The sequence below is a fragment of the Kitasatospora sp. NPDC090091 genome (genome assembly GCF_044747365.1).
Lineage (GTDB): Bacteria > Actinomycetota > Actinomycetes > Streptomycetales > Streptomycetaceae > Kitasatospora.
Genome location: NZ_JBIVDY010000044.1, coordinates 1 through 23,373 on the forward strand (window position 1 = coordinate 1; position 23,373 = coordinate 23,373).

Annotated in this window: 12 protein-coding genes and 1 pseudogene; 5 read left to right on the plus strand and 8 right to left on the minus strand. The window is 75.4% G+C overall.

Annotation, left to right across the window (positions count from 1 at the left end):
- Window positions 1–381 precede the first annotated feature (381 nt).
- The 6 genes and pseudogenes from ACIPSC_RS38625 to ACIPSC_RS38650 all read right to left on the minus strand — a co-directional run bounded on the left by ACIPSC_RS38625 (window position 382) and on the right by ACIPSC_RS38650 (window position 8,987).
- Window positions 382–1,605 (minus strand): molybdopterin molybdotransferase MoeA, encoded by a 1,224-nt coding sequence (locus tag ACIPSC_RS38625; protein ID WP_400834966.1) that lies wholly within the window; start codon window positions 1,603–1,605, stop codon window positions 382–384.
- Between the two features lie 146 nt (window positions 1,606–1,751).
- Window positions 1,752–2,081 (minus strand): annotated as a pseudogene (locus ACIPSC_RS38630) (DUF6457 domain-containing protein); the annotation flags it as partial.
- 21 nt (window positions 2,082–2,102) lie between these two features.
- Complete coding sequence (gene narI, locus ACIPSC_RS38635) at window positions 2,103–2,873, minus strand: respiratory nitrate reductase subunit gamma (protein ID WP_400834969.1); 771 nt, start codon at window positions 2,871–2,873, stop codon at window positions 2,103–2,105.
- Entirely contained in the window at window positions 2,870–3,754 is an 885-nt protein-coding gene (gene narJ, locus ACIPSC_RS38640; RefSeq protein WP_400834972.1) for a nitrate reductase molybdenum cofactor assembly chaperone, read from the minus strand. The genes narI and narJ overlap by 4 nt, the downstream gene beginning before the upstream one ends.
- Entirely contained in the window at window positions 3,751–5,283 is a 1,533-nt protein-coding gene (gene narH, locus ACIPSC_RS38645; protein ID WP_400834975.1) for a nitrate reductase subunit beta, read from the minus strand. The genes narJ and narH overlap by 4 nt, the downstream gene beginning before the upstream one ends.
- The gene (locus tag ACIPSC_RS38650; protein WP_400834978.1) at window positions 5,283–8,987 is read right to left on the minus strand and encodes a nitrate reductase subunit alpha; all 3,705 of its coding nucleotides are present in this window, start codon (window positions 8,985–8,987) and stop codon (window positions 5,283–5,285) included. Before ACIPSC_RS38650 ends, narH begins: the two co-directional genes overlap by 1 nt.
- A gap of 187 nt (window positions 8,988–9,174) precedes the next feature.
- On the opposite strand from ACIPSC_RS38650, the gene ACIPSC_RS38655 reads away from it, so the two are divergent.
- The 4 genes from ACIPSC_RS38655 to ACIPSC_RS38670 all read left to right on the plus strand — a co-directional run bounded on the left by ACIPSC_RS38655 (window position 9,175) and on the right by ACIPSC_RS38670 (window position 14,819).
- Window positions 9,175–10,416 carry a TIGR04053 family radical SAM/SPASM domain-containing protein gene (locus ACIPSC_RS38655; protein ID WP_400834981.1) on the plus strand — a complete coding sequence of 414 codons (1,242 nt, stop codon included), beginning with the start codon at window positions 9,175–9,177 and terminating at the stop codon, window positions 10,414–10,416.
- Window positions 10,413–13,082: a multicopper oxidase domain-containing protein gene (locus tag ACIPSC_RS38660; protein ID WP_400834984.1), complete on the plus strand. Its 2,670-nt coding sequence runs from the start codon at window positions 10,413–10,415 to the stop codon at window positions 13,080–13,082. Before ACIPSC_RS38655 ends, ACIPSC_RS38660 begins: the two co-directional genes overlap by 4 nt.
- Window positions 13,082–13,528 (plus strand): hypothetical protein, encoded by a 447-nt coding sequence (locus tag ACIPSC_RS38665; RefSeq protein WP_400834987.1) that lies wholly within the window; start codon window positions 13,082–13,084, stop codon window positions 13,526–13,528. Before ACIPSC_RS38660 ends, ACIPSC_RS38665 begins: the two co-directional genes overlap by 1 nt.
- Window positions 13,529–13,607: 79 nt before the next feature.
- Window positions 13,608–14,819 carry a nitrate/nitrite transporter gene (locus ACIPSC_RS38670; protein ID WP_400834990.1) on the plus strand — a complete coding sequence of 404 codons (1,212 nt, stop codon included), beginning with the start codon at window positions 13,608–13,610 and terminating at the stop codon, window positions 14,817–14,819.
- A 112-nt stretch (window positions 14,820–14,931) separates the two neighbouring features.
- Here ACIPSC_RS38670 and ACIPSC_RS38675 read toward each other — a convergent pair whose 3' ends face one another.
- Window positions 14,932–16,737: a BTAD domain-containing putative transcriptional regulator gene (locus ACIPSC_RS38675; RefSeq protein WP_400834993.1), complete on the minus strand. Its 1,806-nt coding sequence runs from the start codon at window positions 16,735–16,737 to the stop codon at window positions 14,932–14,934.
- 344 nt (window positions 16,738–17,081) lie between these two features.
- On the opposite strand from ACIPSC_RS38675, the gene ACIPSC_RS38680 reads away from it, so the two are divergent.
- Complete coding sequence (locus tag ACIPSC_RS38680) at window positions 17,082–19,901, plus strand: BTAD domain-containing putative transcriptional regulator (protein WP_400834996.1); 2,820 nt, start codon at window positions 17,082–17,084, stop codon at window positions 19,899–19,901.
- Window positions 19,902–19,939: 38 nt separating this feature from the next.
- Here ACIPSC_RS38680 and ACIPSC_RS38685 read toward each other — a convergent pair whose 3' ends face one another.
- Window positions 19,940–22,885 carry an AAA family ATPase gene (locus tag ACIPSC_RS38685; RefSeq protein WP_400834999.1) on the minus strand — a complete coding sequence of 982 codons (2,946 nt, stop codon included), beginning with the start codon at window positions 22,883–22,885 and terminating at the stop codon, window positions 19,940–19,942.
- Window positions 22,886–23,373 lie beyond the last annotated feature (488 nt).

The window sequence follows — 23,373 nt, forward strand, 5'->3', positions numbered from 1 at the left end:
GGAACGGACACTTCCTTCAGGCGGCTTTCACACCGGCCCTCCGGGCGCTTCGTTCTTTCGTGTTTCCAGCTTATCAGACGTTTTCCGCTCCGTTTCCGGGGCTTCCTTCATCCAACTCGCCGGTGTCTTCCGGGGCTTGACGCCCTGTCCGACGTTTCAAACTCTAGCCGACCTCCGCCCCAAAAGGCGAATCCGGCCGCAATCCGTATAAACAGGCACAACGAATTCACCCCGAGCCGCGAAGCCACAGAGGCACGATGCGACCCGGCTCGAACCGGAGGTGATGTTTCTAGGGATCGGCCGCCCCGGGACCGTCCGCGCCGATGCGTGTCCGGTGCTCCCTGCCGAGCGACCTATGAACACTACTCCCGCTTCGCCGCCTCAGGCAAATGCCGAGCCCGGACCACTAGACGAAGGCGCGAGACCACCCGCGGCCGCGTGCAGCACCTCGACCGTGGCACCGGCGGCGACCCCGCCCGGTGGGACCACCGCAAGGCCGTCGGCGACGGCCAGTCCGCGCAGCATGGCAGGCCCGTCGAAGGCGAGTGGCACCGCCGTGCCTGCCACGAGCGCCACGGGCTGCAGCCGGGTGTCGTGGGGATGGCCGGGCAGGTCGGCAGCGGCGGTGGCATGACGGGGCGGGTCGGTGCGGCCGGACAGCCGGCCGAGCAGCGGCACGGCGAGGGTCACCGCGCCGGCCACGGCGGCCAGCGGGTTGCCGGGCAGGCCGACCAGCCGACGGGTCCGCCCGTCGGGGGTGGGCGGCAGTTCGGCGAGCAGCATCGGGTGGCCGGGCCGTACTGCGACGGAGTCGACCAGCAGCCGTGCGCCCGCCTCGGTGAGCGCACGGTGCAGGAAGTCCGCCGGCCCGGCGGCGGTGCTGCCCGTGGTGACCAGGACGTCGGCGGGCGAGTCGCGCAGCGCCTCGCCAAGCAGCCCGGCATCGTCCGCCACCCGGCGGACGCCGGTCACGTCGGCTCCTCCGCTCCGCAGGACGGGCGGCAGCAGCGGGCCGAGGGCGTCACGGACCCGCCCCTCCCTCGGGAGGCCGGCCTCCAGCAGCTCGTCGCCGAGGAGCAGCAGCTCGACGGTCGGCCGGCGGTGGACGGCCAGCCGGTCGTACCCGGCGGCCGCGGCCAGGCCCAGCACGGCGGGGGTGACGGTGGTGCCCGCCGGAAGGAGCGGTTCGCCGCGGCGGCACTCCTGGCCACGGGGCCGGACGTCGCGGCCCCGGACCACCGGGCCGGGCGCGTGGCGGTGCAGGAGGCCGTCGGGCGCCGTCGGCCCTCCGTGCTCGTAGCGCAGGACCGCGGTCGCGCCGGGCGGCAGGCGGGCGCCGGTGGCGATGGGCACGGCGGTGCCGTGGTCGAGCGGCTCGGGCTGCGCGCCTCCCGCGAGGATGCCGCCGCCGCGCAGCTGCCACGGTCCCGGGCCGGCCACGGCCCAGCCGTCCATGGCGGAGGTGTCGAACGGGGGCAGATCGGTGAGCGCCGCCAGCGGTTCGGCGAGCGTGTGGCCGAGCGCCTCGGGGAGGGTGCGGGCGACGGCGGGCAGCGGCCGTCCGGCGCTGCCTCGCGCGACCGCCCGTGCCTGCTCCCATGCCATGGCCCGGGCCGTGGATCCGTGGCAGTGCGGCGCACTGTCGGCAGGCTCGCCGGATGCGGGTGCACGCTCCACCCCGGGTGCACGGTCCACCCCGGCGCCCGCCGGCCAGGCGCCGTGCCCTGCGCGGTCCGGGAGCGTCAGGCGGCTCATGGCGTCCCCGCCTCGTCGCGCCGCTCCGCCACCCAGCGCTCGGCGAGTTCGCACACTGCGCGGTTGGCCTCCGTGACCGCCTCCGTGGCCGACGCCGCCGGACCGTTGCCGATCCCGGTCCCGGTTCCGGCGGCGGCCCTGGCGGCGGCGGCTCCGGCGGCCGCGTAGCCGACCAGGAACGCCGTCAGCGGAGCCGCGGGGCGGGCCACGCCGTGGGCGACGACCCGGGTCATGTCGAGCAGTTCCGCCGTGTCGACATCGAGATCGATGCCGAGTTCGTCCTTGACTGCCTCGATCCAGCTCTTCATTCGGTACCCCTCGGTCCTTCCCGGTCGGATGTGTTCGTTTCAGGCCCGCCGGCGCATCGGCACCGTCCGGGCGGGCCGGGCCGCCGAGCCACTGCGGCGGCGGTAGACCAGGTACGGGCGGACCAGGTAGCCGATGGGGGCGCTCCACACGTGGACCAGGCGGGTGAAGGGCCAGACGGCGAAGAGCAGACAGGCCGAGAGCGCGTGCAGCTGGAACAGCAGCGGAGCGCCGGCCATCGCCTCCGGCTGGGGGTGGGCGGAGAACAGGCCGCGGAACCAGATCGACACCGTGGACCGGTAGTCGTAGCCGCCGCCGATGATGTTGTGCACCGCGGTGGCGCCGAACCCGAGCAGGACGGTCACCGAGAGCAGGGGGAAGAGCAGCTTGTCGCTCCGGTCGGTGCCGAGGCGGATCCGCCGGGTCAGCAGCCGTCTGGCGCAGAGCATGCCCAGTCCGGTGATCATCGCGACGCCGGCCACCGTACCGAGCGAGACGGCCGCCAGGTGGTAGGTGTGCTCGGTGATCCCCGCCGCCTCCGTCCACGAGGCCGGGACGGCCAGGCCGACGACATGGCCGCCGATCACCGCGAACGCTCCCAGGTGGAACAGCGGACTGCCCCACCGCAGCCAGCGGTGCTCCAGCAGCTGGCTGGTGCGCGAGGTCCAGCCGAACTGGTCCTGGCGGTAGCGCCAGACGTGGCCCACCAGGAAGACGGCGAGGCAGACGTAGGGGCCCGCGACCCACAGGAGCAGGTCGGTGCCGCTCGCGGCGACAGGGGCGGCGGCGAGGGAGGTTCCTGCGAGGCTCATCGGTGACCCTCCGACGTCGTGGGCGAGGTGGTGGGCGGCAGCAGCGGGATCAGCGTGGGCGGGGCGGGCGCGGGTGGGACGAAGGTCTGCGGCGGCGCGAAGAGGTCCCCGGCGTAGGGGTCCAGGCCGACCTCCTCGGCGGGCGGGCCCTGGGCAGCCAGCTCGGCGACCGCCGCCAGATCGGCAGAGGTGGGCGGCGGGAGGAGGGCGAGGAGCGCGGCAAGCAGGTGCCGGTAGGGGGAATCCGCGTCGGCCAGTGAGTGACGGATCAGCTCCAGTCCGCGCCGGTGCTGGCGCAGCGGTGCCTCACCGGTGCCCGGGCCTTCGAGCGCGGCGAATTCGAGGACGACCGGGAGGTGGTCCGGGAGCTCGGCGGTGTCGGCCTCCCAGCCGGCGACGCGGTAACGCTGGGCGAGGGCGAGCAGGGCCATGCCGCGGCGGCGGGTGTCACCGTGCAGGTAGTAGGTCAGGTAGAGGCTGCTCTTGCGGCGCAGGTCGAAGACCTCGACGTAGTGGCGTTCGAGGGCGTCGTGCGGCTGCTCGGCGAACCAGGCGGTGAAGGCGGTCAGTTCCTCGGCGGCCGGTGACGCCGGCAGCGCCTCGACGGTGGCGGCCAACGCGGGCCGTGCGGCGGCGAGTTCGCTGTCCGGGTACTGCAGCAGCAGCGAGAGCAGGCGCAGCAGGAGCACATGCTGCTCGGTCTGCTGGGGCGTGCGGACGGGCCGGGCCGAGGGGCGGATCCGGGCCCGAGGCGCTTCGCTGCGCGGCTCACCGGGCGGCGCAGCAGGCGGCGCACCGGGCAGCGCACCGGCCGACGAAATGACCGGCGCAGCAGGACCCTGCGGGTCGACGCGCGGCGTACCAGGGCGTGGGGCGTTCATGCGCGGCCTCCCGATGCGCGGCGGAGGCCGGGGATGCCGAGCATCACCTTGCCGTGGCCGCCGTCCTCCGGCCGGCCGCCGGAGACCTCGACCGGGCAGCGGTTCTCCATCCCGGCGAGGGCCGCGGCGTCCTCCTTGTGACCGGCGGGGACGACGTACCGGTCCTGGTACTTGGCGACGGCGAGCAGCCGGTGCAGGGCCTCGGCGTCCTCGGCGGTGAGGCCGACGGCCTTGAGCAGTGCCTCGTCGTCGGGTTCGCCGAGCGAGCGCCGGCGCATGTGGCTGCGGAGGGCGGTGAGCTTCATCAGCACTCCGGCGACGGCGTCGGTGTCCCCGGCGGTGAAGAGGTTGGCCAGGTAGTCGAGCGGGATGCGCAGCCGAGTGACGGCGGCGAACACGTGGTCTGGGTCGTCGGCGTCGCCGCCGGCCTCGCCCACCGCGTCGAGGACCGGGGAGAGCGGCGGGACATACCAGACCATCGGCAGGGTGCGGTACTCCGGGTGGAGCGGCAGGGCGACCTTGTGGCGGGAGATCAGGGCCCGGACGGGTGAGCGGCGGGCGGCCTCGATCCAGTCCTCGGGGATGCCGGAGGCGCGTGCTGCTGCCGTCACCCCGGGGTCGTCGGGGTCGAGGAAGAGCCCGCGCTGGGCTTCGAGGAGGTCCCGTTCGTCCGTGGTGGCCGCGGCCTCGCCGACCCGGTCGGCGTCGTAGAGCACCAGGCCGAGGTAGCGCAGCCGGCCGACGCAGGTCTCCGAGCACACGGTGGGCTGGCCGGCCTCGATCCGCGGGAAGCAGAAGGTGCACTTCTCGGCCTTGCCGGTGGCGTGGTTGACGTAGACCTTCTTGTACGGGCAGGCGGTGACGCACATCCGCCAGCCGCGGCAGCGGTCCTGGTCGACGAGGACGATGCCGTCCTCCTCGCGCTTGTACATCGCGCCGGACGGGCAGGCGGAGACGCAGGCCGGGTTGAGGCAGTGCTCGCAGAGCCGGGGCAGGTGGAAGAGGAAGGTCTGCTCGAACTCGAACCTGACCTTCTCGGCCAGCCCGCCGCGGAGGTTGGGGTCGCCGGCGCCGTGTTCGGGCGTGCCGCCGAGGCTGTCCTCCCAGTTGGCGCCCCAGGTGATCTGCGTGGGTTCGCCGGTGAGCACGGAGCGGGGGCGGGCGACCGGGACGTCCTGCCCGGCGGGGGCGCTGACCAGGGTGTCGTAGTCGTAGGTGACCGGCTCGTAGTAGTCCTCGATGCCGGGCAGGTCGGGGTTGGCGAAGAGCGAGAGCAGCCGCTTGGTCCGGCTGCCGGAGCGGAGCACCAGCCGCCCGCGCCGGTCGAGCATCCAGCCGCCCTTCCAGTGCTCCTGGTCCTCGTAGCGGCGGGGGTAGCCGACGCCGGGCTTGGTCTCGACGTTGTTGAACCAGGCGTACTCGACCCCGGTCCGGTTGGTCCAGGTCTGCTTGCAGGTGACCGAGCAGGTGTGGCACCCGATGCACTTGTCGAGGTTCATCACCATGGCGATCTGTGCGAGCACTCTCATCAGTACTCCACCTCCTGGGAGCGGCGCCGGATCACGGTGACCTCGTCGCGCTGGTTGCCGGTGGGGCCGTAGTAGTTGAAGGCGTAGGTGAACTGGGCGTAGCCGCCGGCGAGGTGGGTGGGCTTGAGCAGCAGCCGGGTGAGCGAGTTGTGGATGCCGCCGCGCTTTCCGCTGACCTCGGTCTTCGGCACGTTCACCGTGCGGTCCTTGGCGTGGTACATGTACACGGTGCCTTCGGGCATCCGGTGGGTGACGACCGCGCGGGCGGCCACCACGCCGTTGCGGTTGTAGGCCTCGATCCACTCGTTGTCCTTGACGCCGATCTTGTCGGCGTCGGCGGTGCTCATCCAGATCACCGGGCCGCCGCGGGAGAGCGCCAGCATGTAGGCGTTGTCCTGGTACTCGGAGTGGATGGACCACTTGGAGTGCGGGGTGAGGTAGCGGACCGTCACTTCGGCGCGGTCGCCCTCGTGCAGGTGCTGGTCTCCGTAGTGGCGGCGGGCGTCCAGCGGCGGGCGGAAGACCGGGAGTTGCTCGCCGAGTTCGGCGAGCCAGTCGTGGTCGACGAAGAAGTGCTGGCGGCCGGTGAGGGTGTGCCAGGGCTTCCGGTGTTCGACGTTGATGACGAACGGGGAGTAGCGGCGTCCGCCGGTCTCGCTGCCGGACCACTCGTAGGAGGTCATCACGGCGCGGGGCTGGGTGCGGGTGTCGGCGAAGGTGATCCGTTCGCCCTCCCGTTCGGCGGCCAGTTCGGCGAGCGGGGTGCCGGTGCGCTGTTCCAGGGCCCGGAAGCCCGCGGTGGCGAGCCGGCCGTTGGTGGTACCGGAGAGGGCGAGGATGGCCTCGCACATGTCCTCGGCGCGGGCCAGCGAGGGCCGCCCGGCGCCGACTCCCTCCGCCACGGTGCCGTTGCGGCGGCGCAGTTCGGCGATCTCCCGGTCGGGGTGGACGGTGACGCCCTTGGTGGTGGTGCCGAGGGTGTCGAGCAGCGGGCCGACGGCGCGCATCTTCTGCGCGACGGCGGCGTAGTCCCGCTCGATCGTGACGAGTCTGGGCATGGTGCGGCCGGGGACGGGCTCGCACTCCCCCGCCTTCCAGTCCCGGACGACGCCGCCGGGCTGGGCGAGTTCGTCGGGGGTGTCGTGCTGGAGCGGTACGGCCAGGACGTCGGTGCGGGTGCCGAGGTGATCGGCGGCCAGCTCGCTGAAGCGGTCGGCGATGGCGTGGAAGGTGTCGTAGTCGGTGCGGGCCTGCCAGGGCGGGGCGATGGCGGGGGTGAACGCGTGGACGAAGGGGTGCATGTCCGTGCTGGACAGGTCGTCCTTCTCGTACCAGGTGGCGGCGGGCAGCACGACGTCGGCGAAGAGTCCGGTGGAGGTCATCCGGAAGTCCACGTCGACCAGCAGGTCGAGCTTGCCCTCGGGTGCCTGATCCCGCCAGACGACGTCCTTCGGGCGGGCCTCGGGCGGGGACTCGGCGGAGCGGACGGCGCTGTCGGCGCCGAGCAGGTGGCGCAGGAAGTACTCGTTGCCCTTGCCGGAGGAGCCGAGCAGGTTGGCCCGCCAGACCGTGAGCACGCGGGGGAAGTTGGCCGGGTCGTCCGGGTCCTCGGCGGCGAACTTCAGCCGGCCGGTACGCAGTTCGTCGACGATGTGGTCGGCGACCGGGCGGTCCGCGGCCGCCGCCTCGTCGGCGAGGTCGAGCGGGTTGCGGTTGAAGCCGGGGTGGCCCGGGGTCCAGCCGAGCCGGACGGCCTGGGCCAGGCAGTCGGCGAAGGCCCGGCCGGCGAACCGGCCCTCGCCCAGCGGGGAGGCCAGCTCCTCGGGGCCGAAGGCCTCGTAGCGCCACTGGTCGGTGTTGAGGTACCAGTACGAGGTGCCCGCCATGTGCCGGGTGGGCCGCTGCCAGTCGAAGGCGAACGCCAGGTGCTGGAAGCCGGTGATCGGGCGGACCTTCTCCTGCCCGACGTAGTGCGCCCAGCCACCGCCGTTGACGCCCTGGCAGCCGGTCATCGTGGTGAGCGCCAGGAAGGCCCGGTAGATGGTGTCGGAGTGGAACCAGTGGTTGGTGCCGGCGCCGAGGGCGATCATCGAACGGCCCTGGGTGCGCTCGGCGTTGCGGGCGAACTCGCGGGCGATCCGGGCGGCCTGCGCGGCCGGGACGGAGGTGATCGTCTCCTGCCAGGCGGGGGTGTACGGCTCGCCGGCGTCCTCGTACGAAGCCGGCCAGGTGCCGGGCAGCCCCGGCCGCTGCACGCCGTACTGGGCGAGCATCAGGTCGAAGACGGTGGTCACCGGGCGGCCGCCGATGCGGCGGACCGGGACGCCGCGCACCATCACCGAGCCGCCCTCGGTGGCGCCCTCGTCGAAGCGCGGGAGTGCGACGGTGACGCTCTCCTCGGCGCTGTCCAGCAGGCTGAGTTCGGGGACGGTGTCGCCGAGCTCCAGGTTCCAGCGGCCTTCGCCCTGCTCGCCCCAGCGGAAGCCGAGCGAGCCGTTGGGCACGACCGGTTCGCCGCTGTCCGCGTCCAGCAGGACGGTCTTGAACTCGGCGTGCTCGCCGCCGCGGCCGAGGTCGGCGGCGGTCAGGAAGCGGTCCGGCACCATCTCCCCGGAGTCGTCGCCGCGCTCGCGCAGGGTGACCAGGAACGGGGCGTCGGTGAACTTCCGCAAGTAGTCGGCGAAGTACGGTACCTGACGGTCCACCAGGAACTCGCGCAGGATGACGTGGCCCATGGCCATCGCCAGCGCGCCGTCGGTGCCCGGGTGCGGGGATAGCCACTCGTCGGCGAACTTCACGTTGTCCGCGTAGTCGGGGCTGACCGCGACGACCTTGGTGCCGTTGTAGCGCACCTCGGTCAGGAAGTGCGCGTCCGGCGTCCGGGTGACCGGGATGTTGGAGCCCCACATCATCAGGTACCCGGCGTTCCACCAGTCGGCGGACTCCGGCACGTCCGTCTGGTCGCCGAAGACCTGGGGCGAGGCGATCGGCAGGTCGGCGTACCAGTCGTAGAAGGAGAGCAGGGTGCCGCCGATCAGCGACATGAACCGCGTGCCGGCTGCGAAGGAGGCCATCGACATCGCCGGGATCGGCGAGAAGCCGGCCACCCGGTCCGGGCCGTAGGCCCTGATGGTGTGCACGTGGGCGGCGGCGACGAGTTCGACCACCTCGTCCCAGTCCGCCCGGACCAGGCCGCCCTTTCCGCGGGCGGACTTGTACGCCCGCGCCTTGGCCGGGTCGCCGGTGATCTCGGCCCACGCCGCCACCGGATCGCCCAGCCGGCGGCGGGCCTCGCGCCAGAGCTTGAGCAACCGGCCGCGCACGTACGGGTAGCGGACCCGGCTGGGCGAGTAGGTGTACCAGGAGAAGGAGGCTCCGCGGGGGCAGCCGCGCGGCTCGTACTCCGGGCAGTCGGTGCCGATGGACGGGTAGTCGGTCGCCTGGTGCTCCCAGGTGATGATCCCCTCCTTGACGTACACCATCCAGGAGCAGGAACCCGTGCAGTTGACCCCGTGGGTGGACCGCACCACCTTGTCGTGGGACCAGCGGTCCCGGTAGAAGCCCTCCCACTCGGTGCCGCCCTCGCCGAACACGGCCCGGCCGTCGGCCGACACCTCGCGGCGCGTCAGCAGGCGTCTGGCCGCGAGCGGCCAGTGCTCTTGTTCGCGGGCACCGGAGTCGCCCGCCGTCTTCTCGCGTTCCATGCGCCGAACGGTAGGCAGTGCCGACCTGCCCGGGCGCGGGCCGAAGGTCCCCCTCGGTCCGGCCGGCCGACCCGGGAACGCAGAGGGGAATCAGGTCTTCCGGTCCCTGCGACGAGGACCATCGGCGGGGCCTCGCCACCCCCCGGACGCAGCAGGCTGGTGCCCGATCGATCCGGAGGTGATCAGGGTGAACGACCCGCACGACCCCACTCGGCGCCCGGCCCGGGCCCGCGCCGTCCGCCTGCAGCACCAGAACGTGGCGGACCGGCCGTTCATCGTGATCTGGGAGTCGACCAGGGCCTGCCCGCTCGCCTGCCGTCACTGCCGCGCCGAGGCCGTGCCGGCCCGCGACCCGCGGGAGCTCGACACCGCGGCGGCCCGGGACCTGCTCGGGCAGGTGGCCTCCTTCGGCGCCCCCGCGCCGCTCTTCGTGATCACCGGCGGCGACCCCTTCCAGCGCCCGGACCTGCTGGAGCTGATCGCCCACGCCACCCGGACCGGCGTCCGGGTCGCGGTTTCGCCGTCGGGGACGCCCACCCTCACCGCGGAGAACCTGCGGGCGGTGCACGAGGCCGGCGCGGTCGGGCTCTCGCTGAGCCTGGACGGATCCACCGCCGAGCGGCACGACGGCTTCCGGGGCGTGCCCGGGGTCTACGGCTGGACCCTCGACGCCTGGCGGACGGCCCGGGAGCTCGGCCTCAAGGTCCAGATCAACACCACCGTCGCCCGGCACAACCTGCTCGACCTGCCGGACATCGTCCGGCTCGTGCACGAGCACGGCGCCACGCTGTGGAGCGCCTTCTTCCTGGTGCCGACCGGACGCGGCCGCGCCCTGGCCGCGTTGAGCCGGGCGGAGACCGAGGACGTCCTCAACTTCGTGTACGACGTCGGCCTGACCGTCCCCGCCAAGACCACCGAGGCCCACCACTTCCGCCGGGTCGCCCTGCAGCGCCGGGTGCTCGCCGACCGCGGCGAGGACCACGTACCGGCGCTCGGCCTCGGCCCCCTCTACCGCGACCTGCGGGCGCGCGCCGCCGAGCTGGGGCTCGACGGTGGGCGGCGGGCCCGCCGCCCGCCGCTGGACGTGAACGCCGGCCGCGGCTTCGTCTTCGTCTCGCACACCGGCACCGTGCACCCCAGCGGCTTCCTCCCGCTCGGCGCCGGCAGCGTGCGGGAGCGGCCGCTGCCCGAGATCTACCGCACGTCCGAGCTCTTCACCGGCCTGCGGGACGGCGACCGGCTCGGCGGCCGGTGCGGCCGCTGCGAGTTCCGCCGGGTCTGCGGCGGCTCCCGCTCGCGGGCCTTCGGTGTGACCGGCGACCCGTACGCGGAGGAGCCGTGGTGCGGGTACCGGCCCGGGTCCTTCCCGTACCAGCAGGAGCTCGCGGCGCTGCTGCCGCCGGCGCGCGACGCGGCGGACCGGTCATGAGCAGCACCCGGACCATGCGCGCCCGAATCATGCGCGCCCGGAGCACGAGCACCCGAACGCCTGCCGCCCCCGGGAGGCCCGACCGGCGGACCCGGTACGCCCGGGCGCACGTCCTGGTGGCGGCCTGGCTGGGCCTGGCCCTGCTGGCGGCCACCGCCGACCGCACCCTGCCGGTGGCCCGCTGGCTTGCCGTCCACCTGTTCCTGCTGGGTGGGGCCACCACGGCGGTGCTGCTCTGGAGCGAGCACTTCGCCGTCGCCCTGCTGCACGCACGGCAGCCCGCCGAGCGGTGGAGCCGGGCGCGCCTCCTCGGCGCCAACGCGGCGGTGCTCGGTGTGCTGACGGGGGTGTGGGCGGAGCTGCCCGTGCTGACCGGCGCCGCCTGCCTGGCGCTGGTCACCGCGGTCGTCGCGCACCTCGTGGTGCTGGTGCGCCTCGGCCGCGGGGCCCTGGGCGGCCGGCTGGCGCCGGTCGTCGGCTACTACCGGGCCGCCGCGGCGGCCCTGGTGGTCGGCGCGCTCCTCGGCTGGGCGCTCGCGGCCGCCCCGCTCGGCGACCGCGCGCACGCCGACCTGCGGCTCGCACACGTCCACGTCGTGCTGTTCGGCTGGATCGGCCTGCCGGTGCTGGGCACCCTGTTCATGCTCTGGCCGACCGTCCTCGGGGTGCCGATGCGGGACCGCACCGCCCGGGTGGCGCGCCGCGTCCTGTGGCTGACGGGCGGGGGCCTGGCGGTGGCCGTCGCGGCGCTGACGGCGGGGTGGCGGTGGCCGGCCGCGGCCGGTGTCGCCGGGTACGCCGTCGGCGCGGGCGCGGCCGCCGGCCTGTTCGTCCGCACGGTGCGCCGGCGGGCCGCCGTCTCGGCGGCGGCCGCCTGGATGCTCGCCGCCGGGCTCGGCTGGCTCCTGGTGGCACTGGTCGGGGATCTGCTCCTGCTGGGCGGACGGCCGCTGACGGACACCCACGAGGGCGTCGATGCGCTCGTCCCGGTGCTGCTGGTCGGTTTCGTCGGCCAGTCCCTGGTCGGCGCCCTCACCTACCTGCTGCCGGTGGTGCTCGGCCGCGGTCCGGCTCGGCGCGCCGAACTGCAGCGCACCCTGGAGGGCGCGTGGCGGGCCCGGCTGCCCCTGCTCAACCTCGCCGTGCCGCTGCTGGCGCTTCCGCTGCCGTCCCCCGCCGCCCCGGTGGGCGCGCTGCTCGCCGGGGCGGGCGTGGCGGTCTTCCTGGTGCTGGTCCTGCGGGTGCTCCGCCGGTCGGGGGACGCTCACCCGGCCCGGTCCGGCCGGTCCGCCCACCGCGGGCTCCTGCTCGGCACGGCCGCGGGTACCGCGCTCACCGTGGCGGCCGCGTTGGTGGCGGGCAGCGGAGGAACGGCCCCGCACCCGCCGGCGGCGGCCGCGGCGGGGACGCGCACGGTCGAGATCTTCCTGGAGTCCATGCGGGTCAGCCCGAACCGCGTCGAGGTACCGCACGGGACGGCCGTACGGCTGGTCGTCACCAACCGGGACACGCAGCGCCACGACCTGACCGTCCAGGACGGGCCCGCCACTCCGCTGCTCGGCCGGGGCGAGACCCGCACCCTCGATCTCGGACCGCTCACCGCCGACCGCCGGGCGTGGTGCTCCGTCCCGGGTCACAAGGCCGCCGGCATGCGGCTCGTCATCGTCGTCGGGCACCCCGGCGCGGGCGGCGGCACGGGCAGCAGTGCGGGCGGCGCGTCCACCGGCGCAGGTGGCAGTACGGGCGGCCACTCCGGTGCGGGCGCCGGAACCCCGGAGCCCTCCACGGCCGCGGGCCACGGACCCGACCCCGCCGGCGACTTCTCCCCCGGCTGGCGGCCCCGCGCCGCCGACCTGCCCGCCGCGGACGGCGGTACGGTCCACCGGGTCGAACTGCACGCCGTGACCGCCAGGGCGGAGGTCGCCCCCGGGGTGACCCAGGAGCTGTGGACCTTCGGCGGCACCGCGCCCGGCCCCACGCTGCGCGGCAGGGTCGGGGACACCTTCGAGGTCACCCTGGTCAACGACGACACCATGGGCCACGGCATCGACTTCCACGCCGGCGCCCTCGCCCCGGACGGCCCGATGCGCACCATCGCCCCGGGCGAGCGGCTGGTCTACCGCTTCACCGCCGACCGGGCCGGCGCCTGGCTCTACCACTGCAGCGCCGCACCGATGCTCCAGCACATGGGCAACGGCATGTACGGCGCCGTGGTGATCGACCCGCCGGGCCTCGCCCCGGTCGACCGGGAGTACCTGCTGGTCTCCTCCGAGCTGTACCTCGGCGAGCCGGGCGGCGACCACCAGACGGCCGCGCTGCGGGCCGGCACCCCGGACGCCTGGGCGTTCAACGGGGTGGCCGCCCAGTACGCCGCGGCGCCGCTGACGGCCCGCGCCGGGCAGCGGGTCCGGTTCTGGGTGGTCGCCGCCGGGCCGACCGGCGGCATCGCCTTCCACGTCGTCGGCGCGGTCTTCGACACCGTCTACAAGGAGGGCGCCTACCTGCTCACGCCGTCCGCGCCCGGCGGCTCGCAGGTGTTCGACCTGGCGGCCGCGCAGGGCGGCTTCGTCGAGACGGCCTTCGCCGAGGCCGGCCACTACCCGTTCGTCGACCACGACATGCGCCACGCCGAAGCCGGGGCGCGCGGCCTCGTGGAGGTGCGGTGATGGACGCGATCGGGCTCTGGTCCGTGGTGCGCTTCACGCACGTGTGCGGCGCCGTGCTCTGGGTCGGCGGCCAACTGGCCCTCTCGGCCGTGATCCTGCCGCTGGCCCGCCGTCAGTTCCCGGCCGACGTGGCCGGTCGGTTCGCCTCCGCGGTGGGCCGCCGGTTCGGGCTGCTCACCGGGGCGCTCTTCCTGCCGGCGCAGCTCGGTACCGGGATCGCGCTGGCCTGGCACCGGGGCGTCAGCTGGGCCTCACTCGCCGAGCCCGGGTACGGCCGGATCCTGGCGGCCAAGCTCGGCCTGTTCACCGCGGTGATGCTCGCGGCGGCCGCGCACGGCTGGGCCCACGCCAAGGGCCGCGCCGAACTCGCCCGGGCCCTCGCCGTCGCCTCGCTGGTCGGCTCGCTCGGCGTCGTCCTGCTCGCCGCCGCGCTCCCCGCCACCTGATCCGCCCGCCAACAGCCCTTCCCCGGCCCGCCCATTCCCACCCGACCGTCGCACTCGTCGGAGAATCGGAGAACTCACCATGGAAACCCGCCCGAACGGGGACAGACCGGCTTCGCCGACCTCCGGGCAGCGGATGCTGATGCTGACCCTGGCCACCCTCGGCTTCGCCCTCAACTTCTGGGCCTGGGCGCTGATCAGCCCGCTCGGCCCGCGGTTCAAGGACTCGCTCGGCCTCAGCTCGTTCCAGCAGTCGCTGCTGGTCGCCGTGCCCGTGCTGGTCGGCTCCCTGGGCCGCATCCCGGTCGGCGCGCTGACCGACCGCTACGGCGGCCGGCTGATGTTTCCGCTGGTGTCCGCCGCCACCATCGTGCCGGTGCTGTACGTCGGCCTGGCCGGGCACTCCTCGCTGACGGCGCTGCTGGCCGGCGGGTTCTTCCTGGGCATCGGCGGCACCTCCTTCGCCGTCGGCGTGCCCTTCGTCAACGCCTGGTTCCCCCCGGAGCGGCGCGGTGCGGCCATCGGCATCTTCGGCGCCGGCATGGGCGGCACCGCGATCAGCGCGCTGACCACGGTGAACCTGGTCAAGAGTCACGGCACCGCCGCCCCCTTCGTGCTCACCGCGATCGTGCTCGCCGGGTACACCGTGGTGGCGTTCCTCCTGCTGCGCGACGCGCCGGGCCGTACGGTGCCGTCCGAGCCGCTGACCGCCCGCCTCGGCCGGGCCTTCCGGCTGCGCGTCACCTGGCAGGCCTCGGCGCTGTACGCGGTCGGGTTCGGCGGCTACGTCGCCTTCTCCGTCTACCTCCCGACGTACCTCAAGACCGCCTACGGACTCCAGCAGGCCGACGCGGCGAACCGGATGGCCGGGTTCGTCCTGCTGGCGGTGGTGATGCGGCCCGTCGGCGGCTGGCTGTCGGACCGGAGCAGCCCGGTCCGGGTGCTGGGCTGGGCGCTGGCCGTGGTCGCCCTCGGCGCGCTGGTCCAGGGCTTCACCCCGCCCCTGGCCCCGCTCGGCACGGTGGCCTTCCTGGCCATGGCCGCGGCCCTGGGCACCGCCAGCGGCGCGACCTTCGCCCTGGTCGCCCTGCTCGCACCGGCGGACCAGGTCGGCTCGGTCACCGGCGTGGTGGGGGCGGCGGGCGGCCTCGGCGGCTTCGTGCCCCCGCTGATGATGGGCGCCCTGTACGGCCGGTACCACTCGTACGGGGCGAGCCTGGCGGCACTGACCCTGGTCGCCCTGGCCGCCGCGGTCTTCACCGCCACCCGCGTCCGGCGCGCCGTCCGGGCCTGACCACCCGTCGGCGGTCGCGGCCGCCCGACGCCCTCCGCCTCCGCCGTGCGGCTCTCCCGTGCACGGCGGAGGCGGAGGGCTCCCGGCCGCTGCCTGCGGGAGCCGGCGCCCGTCAGCGCAGCGCGAACAGCCGGACCAGGTCGTGGAAGGCGTAGCGGCCCCGGACCGGGGCGTCGAGCATCCCCGCGGCGGCGAGCCGTTCGAGAACCACACCGGCCGCGGACTCCGGCACTCCGAGTGCGGCGGCGGCCTCCGGTGCCGAGCAGGCGGGGCGGGCGGCGAGGCGCGGGAGGGCGGCGGCGAGGTCGGCCGGGAGCAGCCGGTGGCTGCGGCGGAGCTCGGTCTCGACGGCGAGCCCGCCGACCCGCAGTTCGCCGAGCCGGCGGTGGTCGTCCCGCAGCCGGTCGGCGAGGGCGGCGACGCTCCAGGCGGGCCGGGCCGCGAGCTTGGTGGCCGCGACCCGCAGGGCGAGCGGGAGCTGTCCGCAGGCCGCCGCGATGGCGTCGGCCGCCGCCGGCTCGGCGGCGATGCGGGAGGGACCGGCCACGGCGGACAGGAACTCCACCGACTCCCCCGGTGTCAGGCGCCCGAGCCGCACGGCGAGCGACGGGGCGAGCCCGGTCAGGGCCGGGCGGGCCGTGACGAGCACCGCGGTGGCCGGCCCGCCGGGCAGGAGGTGGCGCAGCTGCTCCTCGTCCCGGGCGCCGTCGAGCACGACCAGGATGCGTCGGCCGGCCAGCAGGGCCCGGTAGCGCGCCGCCCGTTCCGTCGTCCCCTCCGGCATCCCTTCGGCGGGTTCGCCGAGCGCGCGGAGGAAGCCGGCCAGGACGGCGCCGGGATCGGCCGGTTCCTCCCGGGTGCCGTTCAGGTCGGCGTAGAGCTGGCCGTCGGCGAACGCGCCCCGCACGGTCCGGGCGACGCGGACCGCCAGGGTGGTCTTGCCGACCCCGACCGCACCCGAGACCGTCACGACGGTGGTGCGGGACCGCCCGGCGTCGCCCGTCAGGGCGTCGGCGATCAGCTCGACCTCGGCCGTGCGGCCGGTGAAGTCGCCGACGTCGGGCGGCAGTTGCGCCGGAACGGCCGGTGCGGCCGCGGGCACGGGCACGGACGGGGCTGCGGAAGCGCTCGCGGGCGGTGCGGCGGGCACGGGCGGCGCGAGTCCGGGATCGGCGCGCAGGATCCGCCGCTGCAGCCCCCGCAGCTCCGGGCCGGGCTCGACGCCGATCTCCTCCGTCAGCACCCGGCGGGCGTCCGCGAACACCTCCAGTGCCTCGGCCTGCCGGCCGGCGCGGTAGAGGGCGGTCATCAGCAGCGCCCGCACGCCCTCGCGCAGCGGGTGCTCGGCGGCCAGCGCGGTCAGCTCCTCGACCAGTCGCGCGTGCTCACCGAGGCCGAGTTCGAGCTCCAGGCAGTCCTCCAGAACGGTCAGCCGCCGCTCGGCGAGCCGCTCGCGCTGCTGTTCGGCGTCCGGGCCCGGGACGCCGGAGAGCGCGGTGCCCGTCCACAGCGCCAGCGCCTCGCGGTACCGCCGGGCGGCCTCCGTCGGCTCGCCGCACTCCCGGTGGCGCCGGGCCGCGTCCGCCAGCCGGTCGAACTCGGCGGTGTCCAGGCCGGCGCCCGCGAGGTCCAGGGCGTACCCGCCGCCCCGGGACACCAGGACCGCCGCCGCGTCGCCTCCGGCGGCACCGACGGCGGCCCGCAGCTTCGAGATGTGGTTGCGCACCACCGCGCCGACGGAGGCCGGTGCGCTCTCCCCCCAGACCAGGCCGGCCAGGGCGTCGGCGGTCACGACGTGCCCGGCGCGCAGGGCCAGCGCCGCCAGCACCGCCTGACGCTGCGCGGACCCGGCCGCGACCTCCCGGCCGCCGTACCGGACCCGCACCGGCCCCAGCACGGAGATCCGCAGCCCCGCCATGCCTCCCGCCCTCCCCCTCGACGTCACCACCAGGACGACACCACCTCGGCGACACCCCGTCCGGCCGGCCGGCCCCCGGCCGCCACCGTCCGCCCCGATCAGCGCCACGCCGCTGCGGTGAGTCACCGCCGCGCGCCCGGATCTGCCCGATTCCAGCGGCTCCGGTGGGATTGTCCCATGCCTGTCTGGCACGCCGTCCGCCACCGGGGAACGGCCTCCGCGGCCGGGACCGGGTAGGTTGGCCCGTCTCGCCCCGGCCGTCGCGCCGCGGTGGGCGCCGCCGCGGAGCCTCGGAGTCGCGGAGGACGGGAACGGCATACGAACGAACGGGCGGAAGAAGAGACATGACCGGCATTCGGATATCCCTGCTCGGACCGGTGCGGGCATGGCGCGGCGACGCAGAGCTCCCGCTCGGCCCGGCCCAGCGGCGCGCGGTGCTGGCCATGCTCGCCGGAGCCGAGGGCCGCTCGGTCACCACCGAGGAGCTGATCGACGGCCTCTGGGGCGAGGACCTGCCGAACCACGCCGTCGCCGCGATCCGCAACCACGTCTCCGGGCTGCGCTCCGCGCTGGAGGAAGACCGCACCGCACCGCAGCTGCTGGTCTCGGTGGGCGGCGGCTACGCCCTGCGGCTCGCGCCCGACGGGACTGACCTCGCGCTCTTCCAGCAGTTGGCGCAGGATGCCGCCCGGCTCCGGGCCGGGGGCGATCCCGCCGGGGCGGCCGCGCAGCTGCGCCGGGCGCTGGAGCTGCCGACGGGTGCCCCGCTGGCGGGCGTCCCCGGGGGCCACGCCGAGCGGCAGCGGGAACGGCTCGCCCAGCTCCGCCTCGCCGTCCTGCACGAGCGCCTCGAACTCGACCTGGAGCTCGGCCGCCACGCCGAGCAGGTGGACGAACTCACCTCCCTGGTGGAGGAGTTCCCTTTGCACGAGGGGCTGGCGGCGCTGCTGATGACGGCGCTGTACCGCAGCGGCCGACCGGCCGAGGCCCTGGCGACGTTCGCCGCCACCTGCCGCGCCCTGGACACCGGGCTGGGCGTGGAGCCGACCCTCCCGCTGCGCGACCTGCACGAGCGGATCCGGCAGGGCGACCCCGGACTCGCCGCGCCGGCCGCGCCGACGGCGACCGCGGCGACCGCGCCGGCCGGGCCGGCGGCCGCGGGGCAGCGGGCGAGCCGCCCGCGGCCCGAGCAACTTCCGTCGGAGGCATCGGAGTTCACCGGACGCCGGGAGCTGGTCCGGTCCCTGGTGGAGCTGGTGGAGCAGCCGCCCGCCTTCGCCCCCACCATCGTCGCCGTCGCCGGCATGGGCGGCGTCGGCAAGACCGCGCTGGCCGTCCACCTCGCCCGGCGGGTCCGGCCCCGCTTCCCCGACGGGCAGCTCTACGTCAACCTGCGCGGCGGCCGCCCCGACCCGATGGAGCCCGGCGCGGTCCTGGTCCACTTCCTGCGGTCGCTGGGCGTGCCCGAGAGCGCCGTCCCCGATCAACTGGAGGAGCGGTCCGCGCTGTTCCGGTCGCTGCTCGCCGAGCGCCGCGTCCTGGTCGTGCTGGACGACGCCCGCGACCTCGACCAGCTGCGCCCGCTGCTGCCCGGCTCCGAGCACAGCACCGTCCTCGTCACCAGTCGTTCGAGCCTGCTCGGCCTGGCCCCCACCCGGCACGTGGACCTGGACGTCCTGAAGCCGGACGAGTCGCTGGAACTGCTCTCCCGGATCGCCGGCCGCCGGCGGGTCGCCGAGGAGCCCGACGCCGCCCGCGAACTGCTCGCGGCCTGCTGCCACCTCCCGCTGGCCATCCGGATCGTCGCCGCCCGCAGCGCCCTGCGCCCTGACTGGTCGCTCGCCGCCATCGGCGCCCGGCTGGCCGACCGGCGGCAGCGGCTCGCCGAGCTCAGCCTGCACGACCTCGCCGTCGAGGCCTGCTTCCAGCTCAGCTACGACCAGCTGACGCCGGGCGCCGCGCACGCCTTCCGGCTGCTGGCCGTCCCGCAGACCGCCGACCTGTCCCTGCCGGCCGCTGCCGCGGCCCTGGAACTGGCCGAACACGCCGCCCTGGACGTCCTGGAGGACCTCGTCCACGCCGGTCTGCTGGAGTCCCCGGCCCCCGACCGGTACCGGTACCACGACCTGCTGCGCCTGTTCGCCCAGGCCCGGGCCGAGCAGCTCGACTCCCCGCAGGAGCGTGCCGGTCTGATCCTGCGGATGGTCGACCAGGCGGTGGCCACCGCGGCCAACGCCTACCGCACCGTGCGCCCCGCCCACGCCGTCGCCGACGCGATCGGGGCCGTGCCGTCGGCCGGGCTGCCGCTGTCCGACCGCGCGGCCGCGCGCCGCTGGCTGGACGAGGAGGACGGGAACCTGCTGGCCCTGGCCGAGCAGGCGCTCGGCATCGCCGACGCCCACCGCGTCGTCGCCGATCTGCTGCTCGCCCTCGACCCGCACCTGGAGGCCGGGTTCCGGTGGCGCGAGCTCATCGACGTCTGCCGTCGCACGATGCGGCAGGCCGCCGACCGGGGCGACGCCCGGGCCGAGGGGCGGGCCGGCTACATGCTCGGCGGCGGTCTCATGCAGCTGGGCCGGCTGGACGAGGCCGAGACGGTCGCCGCCCGGGCCGCCGATCAGGCCCGCAGCTGCCGGGACCTGCCGGTGCTGGCCGAGGTCCTCAACGTCTGCGCCATGATCGCCCACATCCGGAAACGCACCGAGGAGTCACTCGTCCTGCACGCCGAGACGGTCAGCCTGGCCGAGGAGTGCGGCAGCACCTGGACCACGGCGAACGCCCTGGCCACCAGCGTCCTGTGGCACCTGGCGGGCAGCGACGCCGGGACGGCCGTCCGCGTGGCCGAGCGGAGCCTGGCCCTGTTCCGAGCCGTCGACGATCCGTTCGGCGAGGTCTACGCCCTGCACTCGACCGGGCGCGCGGCGCGCGTCCTCGGCGACACCGAGCGGGCCATCTCGCTGCACGAGCAGGGTCTGGCCCTGGCCGACGCACACGGCTTCCTGGTGTTCGGGCCGATGGCCCTGCTGCACCTCGCCAACTGCCACCTGGAGGCGGGCCGGCCGGCCGAGGCGGCGGCGCGGGCCGACCAGGCCGTGACGGCCAGCCGGCGGCTGCACCGTCAGGACACCGAGACCGCGGCGCTCGATCTGCTGGCGCGCATCTGACAATTCGCGCACGCCCGGCGGGAATTGTCAGACACGCCTCAACGCGCATCTGACGAAGCCTGAGACGTCTCCGGCGGTGCGAGCGCCGCGGCCAGCCCGGGGCGGCCGTCGATGCCGAGCTTGCCGTAGACATGGGTCAGGTGGACCTCGACCGTGCGCAGGCCGACGAACAGGTGCTGGGCGATCTCCCGGTTGGTCATGCCCCGGGCCGCCAGGCCCGCCACCCGGTGCTCGGTCGGGGTGAGGGCCGCCGGCCCCTGGAAGGACCGGGTGCGGGGGCGGTCGCCGGCCGCGCGCAGTTCGTCCAGGGCGCGATCGGCCACCAGCACGGCCCCGCAGCGGTGGGCCGCGGTCACGGCCTCCTGGAGGCACGCACGGGCCTCCGCCACCCGGCCGGCGCGGCGCAGCTGGGCGCCGAGGTCGCCCAGGGCCTGGGCGTGCCGGGAGCGGCCCGGGGTGGCCGCCAGCGTCCGGACGGCTTCGCGCAGCAGCTCCAGCCCCTCCGGCCCGCCGGTGGCGAGGGCCAGCGCGCGCCGGGCGGCGCCGACCGCCTCGGGCACGCCCCACCGCAGGGCGAGCTCCAGCTCCTCCGCGGCCAGGGTCCGGGCCTGCTCGGGCTCGCCGAGCGCCGCCAGGGCCAGGGCGGCCTCGGAGCGCCAGGGGTAGATCCACGGGCAGCGCATGCCCCTCGCCCCGGTCCGCCGGCCGCACTCACGGAAGTCGGTGAGCGCCTCGGCCGGCCGGCCCTGGGCCGCCCGCAGCCGGCCGCGGACCAGGTGGACGTGGTCGTTGATCCAGTGTCCGTTCAGGTTGCCGGTCAGGCCCGCCCGCTCCAGGACCGCCTGCGCCTCGTCGAGCCGGCCCTGCAGGACGAGTGCATCGGTGAGGGTGGCGGCCGCCAGGACGCTGTGGCTGTGCCGCGGGTCGACGCCGATCTCCCGGAGCGCCGCCAGGGCGGCCTCCGCCTCGTCCTGACAGTCCGGCACCCGGCCGAGCTGGCCGTAGACGGCCGCCCGGATGATGCGGCTGTGCGCGAGGGTGAAGGCGGAGCCGCGGGTGCGGGCCTGCTCCACCGCCGCGTCGGCGTGGTCGAGGGCGAGTTCGGTCTCCCCGGTGGCGCCGAGCAGGAGCACGGCGCCGGAGTAGACGAAGGACTCGTCGTCCGCCGGGTTCATCCCGTGCGTGAGCGCCTGCCGCACCAGGGCGACGGCCTCGGCCGGCGACTCCCCGCGCACGATCGCGCGCAGGCCCAGCAGTGCCGCCAGCGGCCGCTCGGCCGAGGTGCCGGCGGCATCCTCGATCCGCAGGTCCAGCAGCCGGGGCAGCACCCCGGGGGCCGACTCGACCTCGTGCAGGCCGGCGTAGACCTGGTCGATCTCCAGCCGCAGCGCGAGGGCGGCGTCGGTCTCGCGCAGCGAGGCGGCGGTGCGTTCGAGGACGGCCAGGCCGTCCGGGTAGCGGTCCACGGCGAACAGCGCACCCGCCAGACGGCGCGCCGCGGCGGCCCGCTCGACCGGGTCGCGGGAGAGGTCCAGCCCCAGCCAGAGGTTGCGGACCGCCTCCGGGACGTCGAAGGCGAGGCCCGCCTCCCCCAGCCGGATCACCAGGGTGGCGCGCAGCTCGTCCTCCAGCGGCTCGCGCAGCGCGCGGCGCAGCAGCTCGGCCGCGCGGTCGGCGGCGCCCGCGCGCAGTGCCGCCGCCGCGGCCCGCTCCAGCACCTCGGGCACCCAGGGCAGGCCCAGCGAGGCGTGGACGGCGTGGACGGCGGTCTGCTCGGCGGGCGCACTCTGGGCGACCATCAGCTCGGCGGCGCGGACGTGGACGTCCTGGCGGATGCTGGGCAGGACGTCGTCGGCGAGCGCGATCCCGATCATCGGGCAGGCGAAGGCGGCGGTGTGCCCGGACCGGCGCATCAGGCCGGTCCGCTCCAGTGCGTGGACGGCGTCCAGGACCGCGGGCTCCGGCAGTCCGGTGGCGGCGGCGACCACGTCGAGGGCAGGGGCGCCCCCGAGCACGGCGACCGCCCGGGCGACGTCCCGGGTGTGCGGGCCCGCCGTCGTGACGAGCAGGTGGAGCGCCCGGCCGGCGTCGGCCGGGACGAACCGGGTGATCCGGGCGGCGGTCTCCCGGTCGGGCCCGTGGCCGGCGGCCTTGATCGTGCGCAGCAGGGTGTGCAGCAGGAACGGGTTGCCGCCGGTCGTGGTCCGGACGGCCTCGCGGAAGCGGTCGTCGCCGGGCTCGCCGAGGAGCGCCTCGGTGGCGGCGGCGACGGACTCGTCGTCGAGGGCGGTCAGCGCGACCCGGTGGCGGAAGAGCGGGACCAGCCGGGCGAGGACGTCCGGGTCGGCCGTCGCGGGTGCGGGGCCGACGGTGGCGACGACGACCACCGGCAGCTCGTCGGCCCGGCGGAGCAGGCGCTGGAGCCAGAGCAGGGAGGCCCGGTCGGCCCACTGCAGGTCGTCGATGCCGATGACGAGGCGGCCGCGGGCGGCGAGGTGCGCGGTCAGCCGGTACAGCCCGGTGAGCGTCGCGGCGGTCGGGTCGCCGGCGGGCGCGGACGGGGCCACGGGCTCGACGGGCCAGAGGAGTTCGGCGGCGCCCGCCGCCGGGCCGGCTGGCGGGGCGTCGGTACCGGCGGCGGCGAGTGCCGGTTCGAAGAGCTGGCGGGCGACGCCGAGTTCCATCCCCTGCTCGGAGGGGTCCGCCCAGGCCGACAGGACGGTGTCGCCGTCGCGGCGGGCCCGTCCGAGCGCCGCCCGGAGCAGGGCGGTCCGGCCGGTGCCGAACTCGCCCTGGATCAGGACGAACGTGCCGTTCGCCACGCCCTGCCGCAACAGCCCTTCCAGCGCTTCGAGTTCAGGCTCCCGGCCGATCAGCAGGGGGTCGTCGGACCGGCGGCGCGGCCGGCCGGCGGCCGGGCCGGCGGCACGGGTGCGGGGGTGGGGCACGGTGGGGGCGGACGTCACGGCGGAGGGTTCAGGCATCGGTGCTCAAGGGTGCTGGTCGGTGTGCCGGGACCGGCCGGTGGCCGGCTGACCGGTCGGGCCGGCGGGTCGTCGAAGACCCGCCGGTTCCGACCGGACCTGCATCCTCTCGGGCACGTGTAACTGCCTGATAAGTCCTCCGTGCTCCGAGGAAGTGTCCTTGTACTGCGGCCGGGATCAGCCCTAGGTCCTTTCCGGTCGATCTTGTCGGATCAGCGCGCGGCTCCCCCAGCCTTCGGCCGGGAGGTACCCCCATTACGCGCCCGGCTGGGCGTGCGCCCGGATCGCCCTCGTACTGGACGTACTTGGGCGATTCGGGCGTGCGTCCAGGCGGGATGCCCGGCGTCGTGCGCCCGGCAAGATCGACCGGACAGGACCTAGCTGCCGGCGGGCGGGAGCTGGGACTGGATCAGGCTCATCACGGTGCTGTCGGCCAGGGTGGTGGTGTCGCCGACCTCGCGGCCCTCGGCGATGTCGCGCAGCAGACG

Coding starts and splice junctions, on each gene's coding strand:
- ACIPSC_RS38660 (WP_400834984.1), top strand. CDS start 10,413: ATGAGCAGCACCCGGACCATGCGCGCCCGAATCATGCGCGCCCGGAGC.
- ACIPSC_RS38680 (WP_400834996.1), top strand. CDS start 17,082: ATGACCGGCATTCGGATATCCCTGCTCGGACCGGTGCGGGCATGGCGC.
- ACIPSC_RS38650 (WP_400834978.1), bottom strand. CDS start 8,987: ATGGAACGCGAGAAGACGGCGGGCGACTCCGGTGCCCGCGAACAAGAG.
- narH (WP_400834975.1), bottom strand. CDS start 5,283: ATGAGAGTGCTCGCACAGATCGCCATGGTGATGAACCTCGACAAGTGC.
- ACIPSC_RS38685 (WP_400834999.1), bottom strand. CDS start 22,885: ATGCCTGAACCCTCCGCCGTGACGTCCGCCCCCACCGTGCCCCACCCC.
- narI (WP_400834969.1), bottom strand. CDS start 2,873: ATGAGCCTCGCAGGAACCTCCCTCGCCGCCGCCCCTGTCGCCGCGAGC.
- ACIPSC_RS38665 (WP_400834987.1), top strand. CDS start 13,082: ATGGACGCGATCGGGCTCTGGTCCGTGGTGCGCTTCACGCACGTGTGC.
- ACIPSC_RS38625 (WP_400834966.1), bottom strand. CDS start 1,605: ATGGCATGGGAGCAGGCACGGGCGGTCGCGCGAGGCAGCGCCGGACGG.
- ACIPSC_RS38670 (WP_400834990.1), top strand. CDS start 13,608: ATGGAAACCCGCCCGAACGGGGACAGACCGGCTTCGCCGACCTCCGGG.
- narJ (WP_400834972.1), bottom strand. CDS start 3,754: ATGAACGCCCCACGCCCTGGTACGCCGCGCGTCGACCCGCAGGGTCCT.
- ACIPSC_RS38675 (WP_400834993.1), bottom strand. CDS start 16,737: ATGGCGGGGCTGCGGATCTCCGTGCTGGGGCCGGTGCGGGTCCGGTAC.